The organism is Bradyrhizobium sp. AUGA SZCCT0169 (genome assembly GCF_018130085.1).
Taxonomy (GTDB): Bacteria; Pseudomonadota; Alphaproteobacteria; order Rhizobiales; family Xanthobacteraceae; genus Bradyrhizobium.
Map to the genome: position 1 here is coordinate 45,869 of NZ_JAFCMC010000003.1, position 17,307 is coordinate 63,175.

At 62.4% G+C, this 17,307-nt stretch carries 16 protein-coding genes and 1 pseudogene; 14 read left to right on the forward strand and 3 right to left on the reverse strand.

Features of this window, described 5'->3' with window-relative positions; translation table 11 throughout:
• Positions 1-119 precede the first annotated feature (119 nt).
• From JQ609_RS03880 to JQ609_RS35715, 4 genes and pseudogenes are all read left to right on the forward strand, one after another.
• Positions 120-842, forward strand: coding sequence for a GntR family transcriptional regulator (locus tag JQ609_RS03880; protein ID WP_312014798.1), 723 nt, complete (start codon positions 120-122; stop codon positions 840-842).
• Positions 843-923: 81 nt separating this feature from the next.
• Complete coding sequence (gene tcuA, locus JQ609_RS03885; RefSeq protein ID WP_212272083.1) at positions 924-2,408, forward strand: FAD-dependent tricarballylate dehydrogenase TcuA; 1,485 nt, start codon at positions 924-926, stop codon at positions 2,406-2,408.
• 17 nt (positions 2,409-2,425) lie between these two features.
• Positions 2,426-3,158 (forward strand): annotated as a pseudogene (locus JQ609_RS35710) (MmgE/PrpD family protein); the annotation flags it as partial.
• A 3-nt stretch (positions 3,159-3,161) separates the two neighbouring features.
• Positions 3,162-3,932, forward strand: coding sequence for a hypothetical protein (locus JQ609_RS35715; RefSeq protein ID WP_312014803.1), 771 nt, complete (start codon positions 3,162-3,164; stop codon positions 3,930-3,932).
• A 22-nt stretch (positions 3,933-3,954) separates the two neighbouring features.
• Here JQ609_RS35715 and JQ609_RS35720 read toward each other — a convergent pair whose 3' ends face one another.
• Positions 3,955-4,851, reverse strand: coding sequence for an NAD(P)-dependent oxidoreductase (locus tag JQ609_RS35720; RefSeq protein ID WP_312014804.1), 897 nt, complete (start codon positions 4,849-4,851; stop codon positions 3,955-3,957).
• A 292-nt stretch (positions 4,852-5,143) separates the two neighbouring features.
• Here JQ609_RS35720 and JQ609_RS03905 point away from each other — a divergent pair, with 292 nt between their 5' ends.
• The 4 genes from JQ609_RS03905 (at position 5,144) to JQ609_RS03920 (ending at position 9,012) form a co-directional block, all read left to right on the forward strand.
• Entirely contained in the window at positions 5,144-6,136 is a 993-nt protein-coding gene (locus JQ609_RS03905; RefSeq protein ID WP_212272087.1) for an NAD-dependent epimerase/dehydratase family protein, read from the forward strand.
• 9 nt (positions 6,137-6,145) lie between these two features.
• Positions 6,146-6,937: an N-acyl homoserine lactonase family protein gene (locus JQ609_RS03910; RefSeq protein WP_212272088.1), complete on the forward strand. Its 792-nt coding sequence runs from the start codon at positions 6,146-6,148 to the stop codon at positions 6,935-6,937.
• A 15-nt stretch (positions 6,938-6,952) separates the two neighbouring features.
• Complete coding sequence (locus JQ609_RS03915; protein ID WP_212272089.1) at positions 6,953-8,101, forward strand: 2-methylaconitate cis-trans isomerase PrpF family protein; 1,149 nt, start codon at positions 6,953-6,955, stop codon at positions 8,099-8,101.
• A gap of 140 nt (positions 8,102-8,241) precedes the next feature.
• Positions 8,242-9,012: a GntR family transcriptional regulator gene (locus tag JQ609_RS03920; protein ID WP_212272090.1), complete on the forward strand. Its 771-nt coding sequence runs from the start codon at positions 8,242-8,244 to the stop codon at positions 9,010-9,012.
• 28 nt (positions 9,013-9,040) lie between these two features.
• Here the strand turns inward: JQ609_RS03920 and prpB are convergent, their stop codons facing one another.
• Positions 9,041-9,970, reverse strand: a complete 930-nt coding sequence (gene prpB, locus JQ609_RS03925) for a methylisocitrate lyase (RefSeq protein ID WP_212272091.1) — start codon at positions 9,968-9,970, stop codon at positions 9,041-9,043.
• Between the two features lie 237 nt (positions 9,971-10,207).
• Between prpB and JQ609_RS03930 the strand changes: the two genes are divergently transcribed.
• The 6 genes from JQ609_RS03930 (at position 10,208) to JQ609_RS03955 (ending at position 16,153) form a co-directional block, all read left to right on the forward strand.
• The gene (locus JQ609_RS03930; RefSeq protein ID WP_212272092.1) at positions 10,208-11,374 is read left to right on the forward strand and encodes an ABC transporter substrate-binding protein; all 1,167 of its coding nucleotides are present in this window, start codon (positions 10,208-10,210) and stop codon (positions 11,372-11,374) included.
• Between the two features lie 53 nt (positions 11,375-11,427).
• Positions 11,428-12,297, forward strand: coding sequence for a branched-chain amino acid ABC transporter permease (locus JQ609_RS03935; RefSeq protein ID WP_212263876.1), 870 nt, complete (start codon positions 11,428-11,430; stop codon positions 12,295-12,297).
• A 1-nt stretch (position 12,298) separates the two neighbouring features.
• The gene (locus JQ609_RS03940) at positions 12,299-13,306 is read left to right on the forward strand and encodes a branched-chain amino acid ABC transporter permease (RefSeq protein WP_212272093.1); all 1,008 of its coding nucleotides are present in this window, start codon (positions 12,299-12,301) and stop codon (positions 13,304-13,306) included.
• Positions 13,303-14,079 carry an ABC transporter ATP-binding protein gene (locus JQ609_RS03945; protein WP_212272094.1) on the forward strand — a complete coding sequence of 259 codons (777 nt, stop codon included), beginning with the start codon at positions 13,303-13,305 and terminating at the stop codon, positions 14,077-14,079. The genes JQ609_RS03940 and JQ609_RS03945 overlap by 4 nt, the downstream gene beginning before the upstream one ends.
• The gene (locus tag JQ609_RS03950; RefSeq protein ID WP_212211157.1) at positions 14,076-14,792 is read left to right on the forward strand and encodes an ABC transporter ATP-binding protein; all 717 of its coding nucleotides are present in this window, start codon (positions 14,076-14,078) and stop codon (positions 14,790-14,792) included. Before JQ609_RS03945 ends, JQ609_RS03950 begins: the two co-directional genes overlap by 4 nt.
• A 230-nt stretch (positions 14,793-15,022) precedes the next feature.
• The gene (locus JQ609_RS03955) at positions 15,023-16,153 is read left to right on the forward strand and encodes a tetratricopeptide repeat protein (protein WP_212272095.1); all 1,131 of its coding nucleotides are present in this window, start codon (positions 15,023-15,025) and stop codon (positions 16,151-16,153) included.
• A gap of 77 nt (positions 16,154-16,230) precedes the next feature.
• Here the strand turns inward: JQ609_RS03955 and JQ609_RS03960 are convergent, their stop codons facing one another.
• Positions 16,231-17,205 carry a tripartite tricarboxylate transporter substrate binding protein gene (locus JQ609_RS03960; RefSeq protein WP_212272096.1) on the reverse strand — a complete coding sequence of 325 codons (975 nt, stop codon included), beginning with the start codon at positions 17,203-17,205 and terminating at the stop codon, positions 16,231-16,233.
• Positions 17,206-17,307 lie beyond the last annotated feature (102 nt).

Below are 17,307 nucleotides of genomic sequence, written 5' to 3' on the forward strand. Positions count from 1 at the left end.
GCATTTCACTCCTAAAATTCCCTTTGCATATCTTTGTATACATGATTATACATAGCGGAAAGTCCCGAGCTGGCTTTTGGGAGGCCGCGATTTCAAACACTGCTGAGGACGACACGCTTGTGATCTGGCCCGGCCCCGCGTCATCGCGGGCCGCGGGCGGGCTCGCCGAGCATGCCTATCGGGCCATCCGCAATGCGATTCAGGAAGGCCAACTCGAGGCCGGCCAACGTGTCCTCGAGCTGGAGCTCTGCGCCTGGCTCAAGGTCAGCCGTACGCCCATTCGCGAGGCGATGCGCCGCCTGCAATCCGACGGCATGCTAGTCCATGCGCCGGGCGGCGGGCTGTCGGTCGCGCAACACGACCTGCGCGCGGTGGCCGAGCTCTACGACGTGCGCGAACGGCTTGAAGGTACTGCCGCGGCACTGGCTGCACGCTTTGCCGACGCGACCGAAATCCACATGCTGCAGGCGATGCTGGATTCGCATCGTCAGTTGCCTGATGACCCGAAACTACACGCCCGGGAAAACACTCTCTTTCACGAGCAAATCTACCGCGCCGCTCACAATCGGTTCCTGATCAAGAGTCTGCAGGACCTGCATGACTCTGTCGTACTGCTGGGCCGCACCACCTTCGCGGCACCCGGCCGTATCGCGGAAGCATTGGCAGAGCACCAGGCGATCGTTACCGCCATCGCGCGGCGCGACGAGGTTGCCGCAGAAGACCTGGCGCGCCGTCACGTTCGCCGCGGCTACGAGCTGCGTCTCAACGCGATGGCCGAAGCCGCCCGCGCCGGATCGCAACATCGGATCGATAGCCGGAGAGAAACACCCGACAAAAAATAATTCCGAACAAGACGCGAGGTGCGCGCCGCAATCGCCGCCTTGCTGCGATCCACACCAGGTCAATCCCACAGGAGTTGAGTAATGAACAAGTATGACGTCATCGTTGTTGGCGCGGGCAACGCCGCCCTGGCTGCCGCGGTGTCCGCCAAGGAGAACGGTGCCGAGCGCGTCGTTGTGATCGAGAAGGCGCCGCGGGAAATGCGCGGCGGCAACACGCATTGGAGCGGCGGCGTGCTGCGCTTTGCCTTCGACGATCCCCGGGAAATCGGCGAACTGCTCCCCGACGTCGAGGATGAATACGAGAACTTCTATGACGGCGTATCGCCGTACTCGAAGGAGGATTTTCACGGCGACCTGATGCGCGTCACCAGCGGACGCACCGACCCGGTATTGTCGAAGCTGCTCGTCCACAACTCGTTCGACACCGTGAAATGGATGAAGAAGGTCGGCGGCATCAAGATGGAGCCGGCGATCACGCTTTCCGCGGTCAAGAAGGACAACGTCATGGTGTGGGCGCGCGGCCTGGTCGTGCGCGCCGAACACGAAGGCGTCGGCCTGTCGCGGAGCTGGTTCTCGACCGCCGAGCAGCTCGGCATCGAAATTCGCTATGGAACTGCGGCGACCGAGCTACTGCTGGGCGACGATGGCAGGATCAACGGCGTCAAGGTGCGCGATGACGACGGCGTTTCGGTCCTGAATGCCAGGTCGGTGATCCTCGGCTGCGGTGGATTCGAAGCCAATGTGCAGATGCGCACCCAGCATATCGGTCCGCTGGTCGGTGCGGCGAAAGTGCGGGGCACGCCGCACAATCAGGGCGACGGTTTGCGGATGGCGATGAACATCGGCGCGATGCCGTGGGGACAATGGAGCGGCTGCCACGCCACGCCGATCAGCGCGGATTGGGGTGAGTTTGCACCCCGCGAACTCACCGATCGCAGCAACCGGCTGAGCTATGTCTATGGCGTCATGCTGAACCGCAAGGGCCGGCGCTTCGTCGATGAAGGCGAGGACGGTGCGCTCTTTACCTATGCCAAGTTCGGCCGCGCGATCCTCGCCGAACCCGGCGCCAAGGCCTGGCAGATCTTCGACTCCAGAGTCGTTCACCTGCTGGAGCCGCGCTACCAGACCAGCAAGCCGATCACCGCCAACACGCTGGAAGATCTCATCGAAAAACTCGACTTCGACGACAGGGATCAGGCGCTGAAGACGCTCGATGAATATAATGCCTGCGCCCGCGAGATGGACGACGGTTTTGATCCGACCAAGAAGGACGGTCTTTCCAGCAAGGGGCTCGCGCTGGAGAAAACCAATTGGGCGCTTCGGATCGCAAAACCGCCGTTCTACGCCTATAGCGCCACCGGCGGCATCACCTTCACCTTCGGCGGACTGAAGGTGAATGAGACGGCGCAGGTGATCGGCACCGACTGGCGGCCGATCAAGGGCCTGTTCTGCTGCGGCGAAATGGTCGGCGGCCTGTTCTACGACAATTATCCGGCGGGCACCGGTCTGGTATCGGGCGCGACGTTCGGGCGGATTGCAGGGCGTAGCGCGGCAGCGGCGGACTGAACCACGGGAGAACCAACATGAGTGACGCGTCTGTTGCATCGTCGAAGGCAAGTTCGGCAGAGCATGCTTCGTCCGGAACCACGCTGCTCCAGCATCTGGCCGAGCGGGTGTTGGCCTTCGAGAAGCGTCAGCTCACAAAGGGAGCGGTCGCGTCGGCAAGAGCCTGCATCCTCGATGCGATCGGCGTGACCCTGGCCGGCTATCCGGAGCCCTGCACGCAGATCCTCCTCAAGACCCCGGGCATCGCGACGGTGCCCGGACCCGCGCTGATATTGGGCTCATCCCGGCGCACCAGCGCGCTCGATGCCGCGCTGATCAACGGCACGGCGTCGCATGCGCTCGATTTCGATGATTTCAGCGGCATCATGGGCGGCCATCATTCGGTGCCGCTGGTATCGACGCTGTTTGCGCTGGCAGAGGAGCGCGGCGGCAGCGGTGAAGACCTCATTGCCGCCTACGTGATCGGCGTCGAGGTCGAGATCCGGCTCGCGCGCGGTCAATTTTCATCACTACGACAAGGGCTGGCATCCAACGGCGACGCTCGGCATTTTCGGTGCCGCGGCCGCCGCCTGCCACCTCATGAAGCTCGATCATGCCAGGACGACGATGGCGCTGTGCATCGCGGCCTCGCTCGCAAGCGGGCTCAAGGCCAATTTCGGCACCATGACGAAGCCCCTCCACATCGGTCAGTGCTGCCGCAATGGCCTGCTTGCGGCTCTGCTGGCGGAGGGAGGATTTGACGCCGCCACCGACGTGTTCGAGCATCAACAAGGCTTCCTCAACGTCTTCAACGGGCCCGGCACGTTCGACCCTGATAAGCTCTTTGAGAGCTGGGGCGCGCCGTGGGAGATCGAGGCGAAATCGATCGCGCTCAAGCAATTCCCGTGCTGCGGCAGCACGCATCCCGCCATTGCGATGGCGCTCCAGTTGCGGCGCGAGGACAAGGTCAAAGCCGCGGAGATCAGCCGCATCGAAGTGCGGCCGCATGGCCGGCGCCTGCGCCATACCAACAATCCGCACCCGCAGACATCGCTGCAAGCCAAATTCAGCGTCCAGTATGTCGTCGCGCGGGCGCTTCGCTATGGCGTGCTTCGGCTCAAGGATTTCGAGGGCGACGCGCATTTCGATCCGGAGATCACGCGGCTTCTGGATCTCACGACCGCAAGCCCGCACCCTGATATGGCCGACGATGCCGAGGACCAATGGGGCGCGGAAGTCATCGTGACGCTCAAGGACGGCACCCGCCTCTCGCGGCGCGTCGACAATCTTGTCGGTCGTGGTGGCGACAATCCGATGAGCAGCAGCGAATTGTGGGACAAGTTCAACGATTGCGCGGCGCGAAGCCTTCCTCGTGAGCAGATCGCGCCGCTGTTCGAGCGGCTTGAAACGCTCGAAAAAGTCACCGAGATCGCGCAGGTCACGCGGCTGCTCGAAGTCAGCGAATTGCACAAGGCGCCGGCAAAGAAGGTCGTCTTTGCGCCGCGAGGTGCTCATGAGGCTCAGGAGACGACCTGGGTACCCTGAGCGAGGCTTCCAACCAACGCTATCAGGCCGGCTTCGCCCAGTTCTGATACATCTTCAGCAGCGCCACGATATCCTGGCCACGAAAGCCCTCGGCCAGGGCAAGCGCATAAAGTTCGCGCGTCGCGGAGGCCGACGGCGTCGGCATCCGCGTCATGCGCCCGAGTTCGACCGCAAGTGCCAGGTCCTTCTCGCCCAGCTCCATCTTGAACCCCGGCGCGAAATCACCCTTGATCGCGTTCGGAAAGCGCTTGGTGAAGTGATGCGAGCGACCGCCGCTGACCGACAGAACATCGTAGAGCTTGTCCGGCTCGACGCCTGCGGCGACGCCGAGCGCAAAGGCTTCCGCCGCGACCAGGACGTTGCCCATCGACATCATGTTGTTGACGATCTTGACGACCTTCGCGGTTCCGACCGGGCCGGTGTACTTCCAGTCGTTGCCGAGCAGCTTGAGAATCGGCTCAGCCCGGGTCACATCGGTTCGCTCGCCGCCGGCGATCAGGATCAGCTTGCCGGCGCGAGCCTCGTTTGGGCTGCCGCTGACCGGACAATCGACCACGGCGATTCCCTTGGCGGCCGCTGCCTCGGCGGCCTGCCGCATCGTCTGCGGATCGATGGTGCTCAGCTCGATGCACAGGGTGCCCTTGGCGGCATGGGCGACAATGCCGTCGGCGCCGAGCCAGGCTTCCGTCACCGCTTTCGGATCGGGCAGGCTGGTCAGCACGATGTCGCGGCCCTCGAGCGCTTCCGCGATGCTCGATGCCATCCGAAAGCCGTCCTTTGTGAGGCGCGCGCGCTGATCGGCGTTGACGTCATAGCCGACGACGTCGAGGTTGGATTTCCTCAGTCGTCCCGCCATCCCCGATCCCATCTGCCCCATTCCGATGACCGCGACCTTCTCAGACATGTCGTTTCTCCCGATTCTTTTGTTGCGAGGTCGTGCCGAGCTATCGCTGAAGCAGACTCATCGCTCGACTCTATACAGAGGCGCCGGTGCCAAGGCGACGGCGTAGCCCCGCAGGCGGTGCAACGGCGTGCACCAATGTCGCATGATGAAAACTGTAGACAGTTTGAGGCGAGGGCGGTAGCGTCCGTGCAATTCGGCCGGCCACCGCTGCGATGCGCGCGCCACCGGCCTGCATCGGTTCAACAGATGATCAACGGGAGCGAAACTTGAGACAGCCTGTGCAGTTTGCCGCGATGTGTGAGCGTCCATGAAGATCGCAAAAGGAAAATTTGTCGTGACCGGCGGCGCCAGCCTGATCGGATCGCATGTCGCGGAACAATTGCTGAGCCAGGGCGCGCGGGAAGTCGTGCTGCTCGACAACTACGCGCTGGGCAGTCCGGACACCGTCAGGTCGCTGCTGGGCGATGCTCGCGTCAAGCTCGTGCGCGGCGATATCCTGCGCATCAACGAGCTGTATGATGCCTTCGAGGGCTGCGATGGCGTGTTCGCAATCGCCGGCTTCCTGACGCTGCCGCTCAGCCAGAATCCGAGCCTTGGGCTTGCGGTCAATGTCGAGGGGCAGGTCAACATCTTCGAGGCGTGCCGCTATCGCAACGTCAAGAAGGTGGTGTTCTCGTCGTCGATCGCCGTGTACGGCGATCCGGCGCCAGGCTTGGTCGACGAGTCAGCCCCGGCGCAGCTCGCCACGTTCCAGCCCGCGACAGCGCTGTACGCGTGCACCAAGCTGATCGGCGAAAATCTCTGCCGTCTCTACAGCGCAAAGCACGGCATCCAGGGGATCGCGCTGAGATACGCGACGGTTTACGGCGAGCGCCAGCACTATCGCGGCGTCAACGCGCTCTACATCATGGAGAACTACGACCGCATCATGCGCGGCGAGCCGCCAGTCATTCCGGACGACGGCAGTGAGGTGCATGACTACGTTCACGTTGCCGACGTCGCCCGCGCCAATGTGATGGCGATGGCGTCCGACATCACGGCTGAGAGCTTTACCGTCGCGTCGGGTGTTGCGACCGATCTCAACCGGGTGGTGGCGCTGTTGCTGAAGTTCACCGGCAGCGATCTCAAGCCCGTCTACAAATCGGCACCTTCGAGCGTGCGATCAAGTGTGACCAAGCAGCTCGATTTCAGCATCGCCAAGGCCGAGAAGATGCTGGGCTGGAAGCCCGAGGTTTCCATCGAGGAGGGCATCCGCCGGCTGCTGGAATGGCGCAAGGCGCAGGACACGCCGGCGAGCTGAGGGGAACGCATGTCGGAATACGAGATTCTCGCGGTCCGTTACGCCCATAATGCCGAACGGCGCACATCCGAAAATTTCCTCGGCGGCGATGCGCATGACGGACCGATGCCGATGGATTTCTTCGTCTGGGTGCTGAAGGGCGACGGCCAGACCATCATCGTCGATACCGGCTTCGACGCTGACATGGCCAAGCGCCGCTCGCGCAAGATAACGCGCCCGGTTGCGGAGGGCCTGAAAATTGCCGGCGTCGATCTCGGCGGCGTCAAGGACGTCGTCCTGACCCATATGCATTACGACCACGCCGGTAATCACGAGATCTTTCCGAACGCGCGCTATCACATCCAGGATCGTGAAATGGAATACTGCACCGGCCGGTGCATGTGCCATTCCAGTCTGCGTCACCCGTTTGAGGCTGACGATGTCACCGCGATGGTGCGCAAACTGTTCCAGGGCCGCGTCAGGTTCCACAATGGCACGAGCGAGATCGCCGACGGTGTCACGGTGCATCTGGTCGGCGGTCATTCGCGCGGGCTGCAGTTCGTGCGGGTCCGAACCCGCCGCGGATGGGTAGTGCTCGCCTCGGACGCTTCACATTATTACGCGAATTTCGAACAGTACCGGCCGTTCCCGGTGGTGGTCGACGTCAGCGAGACGCTGGAAGGTTATGACGCGATGCGCCGGCAGGCGTCGTCGCTGGCGCACATCGTGCCCGGCCATGACCCGCTCGTGCTACAACGCTATCCGGCGCAGCCGGGCGGGCCGGCAGACATCATCCGTCTGGATGCCGAGCCGCTGAAATAAGGACAGGGATCGGCCATGGCAAATGCTCGACTTCGTGCGGTGTTCATGCGGGGCGGCACTTCCAAGGCGGTGATGTTCCGAAGGGACGATCTGCCTGATGACCCGAAGGCTTGGGACTCGATTTTCCTTGAAGTGATGGGTTCGCCCGATCCCAATGGCCGGCAACTCGACGGCATGGGCGGCGGCATCTCATCGCTGTCGAAGATCTGCATCATCGGCCCGCCGAGCCGCACCGACGCCGATGTCGATTACACCTTTGCGCAGATCGGCGTGCGCGACACTTTTGTCGACTACGGCGCCAATTGCGGCAACATGTCCTCGGCCGTTGGGCCGTTCGCGCTCGACGAAGGGCTGGTGACGGCGCCAGCCAACGGCGAAGCCACGGTCCGCATCCACAACACCAATACCTCGAAGATCATCGTTGCGCGCTTTCCGGTCGAGGATGGTTCGCTGGCCGCCACCGGCGACATCGAGATCGATGGCATCGCCGGGAAGGCGGCGCCGATCCGGCTGGAGTTCCTCGAGCCGGGCGGGGCGCGGACCGGCCAGCTGCTGCCGACCGGGAAGGCGGTTGACGACCTCGACATCGGCGGCGGGGAAAGCGTGAAGGCGTCCTGCGTCGACGCCGCCAACCCCTGCGTCTTCGTTGCGGCAAGCGCAGTCGGCAAGTCGGGCGATGAACTGCCCGACGTGCTCGACAATGATGCCGCCTTTCTGCAGCGCATGGAAGCGATCCGCTGTGCGGCATCGGTCAAAATGGGGATTGCGCCGGATCTCGATCAGGCGCGGCGTATGACCGGTATTCCCAAAGTCGCGATGGTGACGGGCCCGAGATCCGGACGAACGCTGTCGGGGCGCGAGCTCGCGGCTGAAGATGCCGACATCTGGGTGCGGATGATCTCGGTAGGGCTGCCGCATCGCGCTACACCCATTACCGGAGCGATTTGCCTTGCGGTGGCGTCGCGCATTCCCGGAAGCATTCCGGCCGAACTATGCAAGGCGAACGGACCCATTCGTATCGCGCATCCATCGGGCGTCACGCTGGTTGATGCCGGCGTTTCGTCCTCTGGTGGTGGAAGCGTGAAGGCCGATTACGGCGCGGTTTACCGCAGTGCCCGCCGCCTGTTCGAAGGCAATGTGGTTTATCGAACCGCCATCGCTTAGTTGTATACAGTTGCGGGAACGCAGGTTTCCACGATTGATTGTCGTTCACGAAGGGACATACTAGTAAGAAGGGCTTGGCCGAGGAGCGAGCCGGCTCGTGTCTGTGCGGGCTCCCACGGGAGCGCTATCGAAAGGCTTTCATGAACGGCATCTTGAGCAACAAGGTCTCTGCCCAGTCGCTGGTGGATGCGCTCGCCGAGCGGATCGAGGCGGCGATCATGAGCGGGGACCTGCAGCCGGGCAGCAAGATCAGCGAGCAGGCGCTGGCCGCGTCGCTCGGCGTCAGCCGCGGTCCATTGCGCGAAGCCATCCGCCGGCTCGAAGGTCGAAAGCTGCTGCAGCGGACACCCAACATCGGCGTCCGCGTCGCAAGCCTGTCGCCGAGCGATCTGTATGAAGTGCTGCAGGTTCGCGAAGCGCTGGAAGGGATGGCCTGCGGCCTTGCCGCCCAGCATATGACGGACGATGAACTGGAGGCGCTTTCCGGGCTGCTAGATCAGCACCAGCAGCAGAAGAGCGTCCAGGAAGGCACCGGCTATTATCAGGAGTCGAAGGACTTCGATTTCCACTTCCGCATCGTCAAGGGCAGCCGCAATGCACGGCTGGTCCAGATGCTTTGCGAGGACCTCTATTATCTGCTTCGGGTATACCGCTACAAATCGAGTACAAAGCCGGGGCGCGCCAAACAGGCTCTGCGTGAGCACAAGGACATCGTCGCAGCGCTCATGCGTCGGGACCCCGTGGAAGCCGAACGCAAGATGCGGCTGCATATCAGCAACGCCCGCCAGTATGTCGAGGAGCAGATGAGGGAAGCGGCCGCCCGGCAAGAAGTCGCGCCGCCCGTCCGGAAGCCCAAGGCAGGTGCGGCGTGGACAGGCAAAAGCAAGGCCGCCGTTCAGTCGCGCAGATAGCCTCGCGGTGAAGGACCAGCCGCCGTTTTCATCGGCCGGTTTGCTTTTGCGGCATTCCCTCGGGTGTGATCGATGTGATGATCGATGAGTCGAGGGCCTCGTATTCGTGATAGCCGATGGTCGCGTATAGTTCGGCCCGCGTTTGCATGCGATCGATCAGGCGGTGGGTGCCGCCGTCTTTGCGGATGCCGTCATACAGTTCGGCCTGCGCCTTTGCGGCCACGCGAAGCGCGCTGACCGGCCAGATCACCATCTTGTAGCCGAGCGCCTCGAACTCGGACGCCGTCATGAACGGCGTTCGTCCAAACTCGGTCATATTGGCCAGCAGCGGCACCTTGATGGTTTCGGCAAATTTGCGGAACGCTTCCGGGTCATGCAGCGCCTCGGGGAAGATCGCGTCAGCGCCGGCTTCGACATACAGCCGTGCCCGGTTGATGGCGCTGTCGAGCCCTTCATCCGCGGCCGCATCGGTGCGGGCCACGATGTAGAGATGCCGCCGTGCCTTGGCGGCGGCGGCGATTTTGGCCGCCATATCCTCGGGCGCGATCAGCTTCTTGTCGTTGAGATGGCCGCACTTCTTCGGCAGGATCTGATCCTCGATCTGGACAGCAGCAGCGCCCGCGTATTCGAACGCCCGCACCATGTTCATCACGTTCAGCGCTTCGCCAAAGCCGGTATCGCCATCCACCAGCACGGGAAGTTGCGACGCGCGGGAAACCTGCCGGACGAAGAAGCAGACGTCGTCGATCGTGAGAATGCCGAGGTCCGGAAGCCCCATCGAGGCGGACATCGCCGCTCCCGACAGATACAGCGCTTCAAACTGCGCGGCCTTGGCCTGCAACGCGGCGAGGCCGCAATGGGCTCCGGGAATCTGCAGGATGCCGGGACGCTGCAATAGCTTCCGAAAGCGATCGCCGGCGGCCAGCGTCGGCAGGTCATTGGCGACCAGATATGTCATTTGGCTCCCGCCTGTTCTGTTTCGTTCCTGATCATATCCGTCATGCCCGCTTGCGTCGTGGCCCGAACGGGGCGGCAGGAATGTTTCCTGCATGCACGTTAAACTGTCAACAGTTGACTTTAGTCAATTCCCTAAGATAGGTTCCGCCATCCCGTCGCCCGACAGGGCCCGGACGAAGCAACAGAAAAATCGAGAGGGGTTGGCAGCGAGCTGCTCCCCGACATCAGGGAGGTAGCCATGCGTGGATTTTTGAAGGTCGCGCTCCTTTCGACGGCTTGCGCTGTTTCCTCATATTCGGCCTCGGCGCAGACGTTGAAGCTCGGCGTCCTGGCGACACTTTCCGGCGCCGGAACCGCGTGGGGATTGGCGATGCAGGGCGCGGCCGAACTCGCCGCCGAAGATGTCAACAGCAAGGGCGGGCTGGAAGTCGGCGGCAAGAAGTACAAGGTCGAGATCGTCGCCTATGACGATCATTACAAGGCGGCGGACGCGCTGACCGCGTTCAACCGCATGGTGTTCGACGACAGCATCAAGTTCGTGGTCGGGCCGCTCGGATCGGCGCCGGCGCTCGCCCTTCTTCCCGTCAGCACCGAAAACAAGGTCATCACGATGACGATGGCCTTCACCCCGAAGGCGCTGTCGGCCGAATACAAGTACAGCTTCCGTCCGGTGATCCCGTCGGACGTGTTCTCCGATCCGCAAATCAAGTGGGTGGTGCAGAAGTTGGGCGCCAAGAAGATCGGCGGCTTGTTCCCGAACGACGAGTCCGGTCAGCAGGTCGGAGCCGCCAACGAGGCTGCCTATGAGGCGGTCGGAGCCAAATTCGTCGCCAAGGAGTTCTTCGAGCGCGAGCGCGTCGATTTCGTGCCGCTGCTGACGCGCGTGCTGGCGAAGGGCATCGATGCCTTTGAACTCAACGGCAACGCGCCGCAGACCGCGGGATTGCTGGTCAAGCAGCTTCGTGAACTTGGCTTCAAGGGGCCGATCATCCGGACCGGCGGCGACGCCACCGCTGATATCCTGAAGGTTGCCGGCAAGGATGCCACCGAGAACGTCTACGTCCATCAGCCGATCAACACGGATTCCCCGGCGATCCAGGAATACACCAAGCGCTTCGAGACAAAGTACAAGACGCCGCTGAACGCCTTCAGCCCGTTCTTCTACGCCAATGTGCAGATGGTGTTCGCCGCGATGCAGAAGTCGGGAACGGTGACGGATAGCGACAAGGTGCGCGAAGCGTTGCGTGGCCTGAAGGAGTTCGAAACCGTGCTCGGCAAGGTGAACTGGATCGGCGAAGCGCAGTGGAAATCGAACCAGCAGCTCGACGCGCCATTCTACGTGGCGCTCCTCAAGGGTGGTGCCGCGCAGGTCGTGGCCAAGTGCACGCCCAAGGTCTGCGAATGAGCGTTGCAGGCATCTCCTGGAAAATTGACGCCGCCTGACGCGGGAGAACGGGTTTGGACTATTCGATACTTCTTGCGCAGGCTGTGCTGAACGGTCTCGTCATCGGCGCGATGTACATGCTGATGGCGGTCGGTTTCACGCTGGTGTTCGGGATCATGCGCGTGGTCAATTTCGCGCATGGCGAATTCTATATGCTCGGCGCCTTTACGGGATTCTTCACCTACGTCTATTGGGAGATCCCGTTCGTCGTCTGCCTTTTGATCGCGGCGCTGACGATCGGCATTCTCGGCATGCTGGTCGAACGCACGTTGATCCAGCCGTTTCGTTCGGATGAGATGTCGGGGATGATCGCGACGCTGGCGATCTCGGTGATCATTCAGAACGGCGCCGTGCTGCTGTGGGGACCTCAGCCGAGGGCGATGCCCGATATCGTGACCGGCACGCTGGCGATCGGTCCGTTCAGCTTTCCGTGGTCGCGGCTTGTTGTCATCGCCGCGGCCGCGCTGATCTTTACCGCGTTCTGGCTTTTCATGCAGCGAACCCGGCTCGGGCGGGCGATGCGGGCGGTCGCCCAGGATACCGAGACCGCGCTGATCCAGGGCATCCGCGTCAACTACATCTATCCGCTGGCCTTCGGCATGAGCGTCGCCCTTGCGGCACTGGCCGGCGCGCTGATGGGGCCGGTGTTCTCCGTCTCGCCCTTTGTCGGCCTCACGCCGATGCTCAAGGCCTTCGTGGTCGTCATTCTCGGCGGTCTCGGCTCGGTCCCGGGCGCTGTGGTCGGCGGCCTTCTGCTCGGCATGATCGAGAGTTTTACGGCCACGATCTTCGGATCGCTGGTGTCCGACATTCTGCAGCTTCTGCTGGTCATTTTGATCTTGCTGGTTCGACCCGCCGGCCTTTTGGGACAACGGGAGGCCTGACTTGGAGGGATCATCCACCGCCACGATGGGCCGCGATGAGCCGCGCCTCGTGCCACGTCGCCGTTTGCTGCCAGGTATCGCGCTGGTCGTCGTGCTCGCGGCGGCTCTCGTCCTGCCGCAGCTCACGACAAACCAGTTCTACATCCATCTTGCGAACTTGATGCTGCTCAATTCGATCTTCGCGGTCAGCCTGGGCCTGATCGCGTCAGTCGGGCAGATATCGCTCGGACACGCGGCGTTCGTGGCCGCGGGCGCCTACGTCTCGGCGCTGGCCGCGCTGAGCTTCAAGCTTCCGCCCATCCTCGGCATCGTGCTGGCCGGGCTCGTGACCGGACTGGCCGCGGTGTTGCTCGGCAAGATATTGCTTCGGCTGCGCGGCGTCTATTTCGTGCTGGTCACGTTTCTGGCAGGGCAGGTTTTCACGCTGATCGTGCTGAACTGGGAAAGTGTCACCCACGGCGCCAACGGGCTGCTCGGGATTCCCGCGATATCCATTTTCGGCCTTCCGCTCTCGACCCGCCTGCGCTTCTACTATTTCGCGCTCGCTGCCTTCATTATCGTCGTGACCTTCGTCTGGGCGCTGATGCGCTCGCAATACGGCCGGGCGTTCCGTTCCATCGCGGAGAACGTCCGCCTCGCCGAATCGAGCGGCATCGACGTGAGCCACTACCAGGTCGTGGCCTTTGCGCTGGGCAGCGGCATTGCCGGGGCCGCCGGTGCGGCGATGGTCCACTATATCCGCTTTCTGTCGCCGGATAGTTTCACGTTCAACGACTCGATTGCCTACATCACCATGCTCGTCGTCGGCGGGCGTCACACGATGATCGGCGGCGTCCTTGGCGCGCTGTTCCTGACGCCGCTGCCGGAGCTGCTCCGCGGCTTCGTCGGCGCGCAGCACATCATCTATGGCGTGATACTGCTCTGCGTATTGCTGTTCATCCCGAACGGTCTGGTCTCGATCGGACGATCCTTCTTCGGCAAGGGGTCGGAGACGGAGACGCCGAAATGAGCGCTGCATTACTGGAAGTGGATGCGATCAGCCGGCGGTTTGGCGGCCTGAATGCGCTGAAGGACGTTTCGTTCTCGATCAATGCTGGCGAGATTGTCGGATTGATCGGCCCCAACGGCGCCGGAAAAACAACCTGCTTTAATGTCGTCAGCGGGGTGATGTCGCCGTCGGCGGGCGCCATCCGCTTCGAGCAGCGCAGCATTGTCGGCAAGAAGCCGAGCGCGATCGTCAGCGAAGGATTGGTGCGGACATTTCAGGCCACGACGATCTTTCCCGAAGCCACGGTCATCGAGAATGTCATGCGTGGTGCGTTCGCGACCACGCCGGTCTCGATGCTGGGTTCGATTCTCAACACCCGCGCCGCACGTGCGGCGCTGTCGGCGACCCGAAGCCGGTGCGAGCTTCTGCTTGAACGCCTGTCGCTGCTTCAGTTCCGCCAGCGCCGCGCTGGAGAACTGTCCTATGGTGGTCAGCGTCGGCTCGGTGTTGCCATCGCGCTTGCCGCGCGTCCCAAGCTGCTGATGCTCGATGAGCCGGTGGCGGGATTGAATCCGGAAGAAGCCGCCGATTTCGGCCGGTTGATCAAGGAGCTGCAGAAGACCGAGAACATCTCGGTGCTGCTGGTCGAGCACCACATGCGGCTGGTGATGGGGCTGTGCGACCGGCTTGTCGTGCTGGATCATGGCGTAAAGATCGCCGAGGGAGTTCCTGCGGAAATCCGGGCCAATCGCAGCGTGATACAGGCCTATCTCGGCGCCGAGGAAGCAGCGTGAGCAAAGCACTTCAGGTACGTGACATTCACGTCGAATACGGCCATCGGGTTGCCATCTCTGGCATCAGCCTGGATGTCGCGCCGGCCCAAATCGTTTCACTCGTGGGCAGCAACGGTGCCGGCAAGACCAGCACGCTACGGGCGATTATGGGATTGCGGTCACCGAGCCAGGGCGAGATCAGCTTCGGCGACGTGCGAATCGACAAGATGTCGCCGCCCGACATCGTCTCGCAGGGCATCGCGTTGTCGCCGGAGGGACGGCGGGTGTTCCCGCGGATGACCGTCCACGACAATCTGCTCGTCGGCGGCTACCTGCAGCCGCAAGGCGGCAGCCTGCACGCCTCCGTCGAACGGATGTTCGGCTTCTTCCCAAAACTCAGGCAGCGTCGCGACCAGATGGCAGGCCTGCTGTCCGGCGGCGAGCAGCAGATGCTGGCGATTGCCCGGGCGCTGATGGCGGCGCCGAAGGTGCTGTTGCTGGACGAGCCGTCGCTCGGGCTCGCGCCAATCATGGTGCAGGAGATCGGCCGCTTGATCGAGACAATCAACAGGGAGCAGGGACTGTCGATCGTGCTGGTCGAGCAGAATGCCAACCTTGCGCTCCGGCTCTGCCACTACGCCTATGTGCTGGAGAACGGGCGGATTGCGCTGAGCGGTCCTGGCGCGGAACTCGCCAAGAGCGATTACGTTCAGCGCGCCTATCTCGGGGTTTAGGAGACCGTTTCGGTGGCCATAGGCCGTGGACTCATTAGCGCAGCCAAATCTGGATTGCGGCGGGTTTGAACACTGACTTCCGGGATTAACCGCTAACCGGACACGTTGCCGAGATGCCAAAATCGACGTGATTGCCCCAATAGCAAGCGACTTTGTCCAGTTGAATGTGAACCGGAACGCCAAGTACCGACACATATCTCAGGATTTCAAAGTTCGCTCAGGGAAATGGCATGAGGCCCACGGATTGGAGATTTTGGAGCGCGCTTTTTGCCGCTACGATATTCCTCGGTTATTCAGCCGCCGCTGACCAGTGCGATTCTGTGCAAGATCCCGAGGCTACGATCACGGCCTGTAGCCGGAGCATCAAGTCGGGGAAACCGAAAGGGCGCGATCTGGCGGCTTACTATAACAATCGCGCTGTCGCCTATCGCGCCAGGGGCGACAACCACCGCGCCATCGCCGACTTGAATGAGGCGATCCGGCTCGATCCTAAATTGGCCATGGCCTTCAACAATCGAGGTGCCGCTTACAACGAACAGGGCGACAACGAGCGCGCCATCGCCGACTTCAACGAGGCGATCCGGCTCGATCCCAAGTTTGTCATGGCCTTCAACAATCGAGGCAACGCCTACAGCGACCAAGGCGACAACGACCGCGCCATCGCCGATTACAATGAGACGATCCGGCTCGATCCAAAATTCGCCAGGGCCTTCCAGAATCGAGGTAGCGCCTACCACGACAAGGGCGACAATGACCGCGCCATTGCCGATTACAATGAGGCGATCCGGCTCGAACCCAAGCACGCCAAGGCCTTCCTCGGTCGAGGTATCGCCTTCAGCGCCAAGGGCGACAACGACCGCGCTATCACCGACTTCGACGCGGCGATCCGGCTCGATCCCAAATCCTCCTTGCCCTACTTTGCTCGCGGGCGTTCGTATCTTTTTACTGGCTCGGCCGAAAAGGCGCTGGCCGATCTTGACCAGGCAAGTGCGCATGCACCGGATGATGTCTATCTGGCCCTGTGGGTCGAGATCGCCAGTCAGCGAAACAATCTCCCGAGCCGCCTGGCGCAAACCAGTTCCCGGATCGACATGAACGTCTGGCCGGCGCCTATCATCAGATTGTTCATGGGCCAGATAACGCCCGCTGCCGCACTTGCTGCCGCAGACCATCGTGACGCCAGCAGGAAGAGGGGGCAGGTCTGCGAGGCGAATTTTTACAGTGGCGAGCTCTCGCTGACGAAGGGGTTGAAAGACGAAGCAACCCGCCTTTTCCGTCTGGCGGCCAGCGATTGTCCGCGCAGTTTCCACGAGTGGGAGGCCGCCAACGCCGAACTGACGGCGCTCGGCGTAGTCCCATGAGCATGTGTTACACGCCAGATTTTTGATTTGACGCGTCTTCTTAACGCGAACCGATGTCCACTTCGCTGGAAAACGCTTTAGTTCACCGTCGCGCCCGATGACTGGATGATTTTTGTCCATTTCGCGGTTTCCTCGGCGAGGAATTGTCCGAACGCCGCGCCCGAAATATCAGCCGTCTCGGCACCGAGTTCGGTGAAGCGCTTCTGCACGTCGGGCATCTTCAGGATTGCGTCGACCTCGCTCTGCAGCTTCGCAAGCACCGGCGCGGGCGTTTTCGCCGGTGCCACCAGCCCGAACCAGGCGGAGGCCTCGAAGCCGGGCACGCCGGATTCTGCGACCGTCGGCACATCGGGAAGGGCGCTCGCGCGTGTGGCGCCGGCCACGGCAATCGCCCTGATGGTCTTGGCCTGAACCTGCGGCAGCACTGCCGGGATGTTGTCGAACATCATGGGGATGTGCCCCGCGATCAGATCGTTCATGGCGGGTGCAGCACCGCGATAGGGGAGGTGAACGATATTAATGCCGGTCATGCTCTTCAGCAATTCGCCCGCAAGATGATTGGTGGAGCCGTTGCCCGAGGATCCGAAGTTGATGGTGCCCGGCTTTGCCTTGGCGAGCGCTATGAGTTCCCCGACGTTCCTGGCTTCCACCGATGGATTCAGCGCGAGCACGATAGGCACCGAGGCGACCAGCGCCACCGGAGCGAACGCCTTTGCCGGATCGTAAGGCAGGCTCTTGTAGAGCGCCGCGTTGATGGTGAGCGGCGGCGGCGCCGTCAGCAGCAGCGTGTGACCGTCCGGCTCCGAAGTCGCGACCGCATCCGCGCCGATATTTCCGCCGGCACCGGCGCGATTTTCGATCAGGAATGTCTGGCTGGTCCGCTCGCCAAGTTTTTGTGCCACGATGCGGGCGATGATGTCGTTGGAGCCGCCGGCAGGAAAGGGCACGACGATCTTGACGGGCCGGGATGGATAATCCTGTGCCGTGGCCGGGCCACCAAACAGGAGGGCGCTGAAGGCGACAAGAAGTGCGCGACGACAGAATGGCTTCATGCGTTTCCTCTTGCCCTGCGTGAGTCCTGCTTTTGCAGGATCTTGTGGCCACGACGGATATCGTTGCAGGATCAACGTGAATGTCAACCACGCGTTGCTGAT

Excerpts from the sequence above, each read along its gene's own strand:
- tcuA (WP_212272083.1), top strand. The coding sequence starts at position 924 with ATGAACAAGTATGACGTCATCGTTGTTGGCGCGGGCAACGCCGCCCTG.
- JQ609_RS03905 (WP_212272087.1), top strand. The coding sequence starts at position 5,144 with ATGAAGATCGCAAAAGGAAAATTTGTCGTGACCGGCGGCGCCAGCCTG.
- JQ609_RS03910 (WP_212272088.1), top strand. The coding sequence starts at position 6,146 with ATGTCGGAATACGAGATTCTCGCGGTCCGTTACGCCCATAATGCCGAA.
- JQ609_RS03915 (WP_212272089.1), top strand. The coding sequence starts at position 6,953 with ATGGCAAATGCTCGACTTCGTGCGGTGTTCATGCGGGGCGGCACTTCC.
- JQ609_RS03920 (WP_212272090.1), top strand. The coding sequence starts at position 8,242 with ATGAACGGCATCTTGAGCAACAAGGTCTCTGCCCAGTCGCTGGTGGAT.
- prpB (WP_212272091.1), bottom strand. The coding sequence starts at position 9,970 with ATGACATATCTGGTCGCCAATGACCTGCCGACGCTGGCCGCCGGCGAT.
- JQ609_RS03930 (WP_212272092.1), top strand. The coding sequence starts at position 10,208 with ATGCGTGGATTTTTGAAGGTCGCGCTCCTTTCGACGGCTTGCGCTGTT.
- JQ609_RS03945 (WP_212272094.1), top strand. The coding sequence starts at position 13,303 with ATGAGCGCTGCATTACTGGAAGTGGATGCGATCAGCCGGCGGTTTGGC.
- JQ609_RS03955 (WP_212272095.1), top strand. The coding sequence starts at position 15,023 with ATGAGGCCCACGGATTGGAGATTTTGGAGCGCGCTTTTTGCCGCTACG.
- JQ609_RS03960 (WP_212272096.1), bottom strand. The coding sequence starts at position 17,205 with ATGAAGCCATTCTGTCGTCGCGCACTTCTTGTCGCCTTCAGCGCCCTC.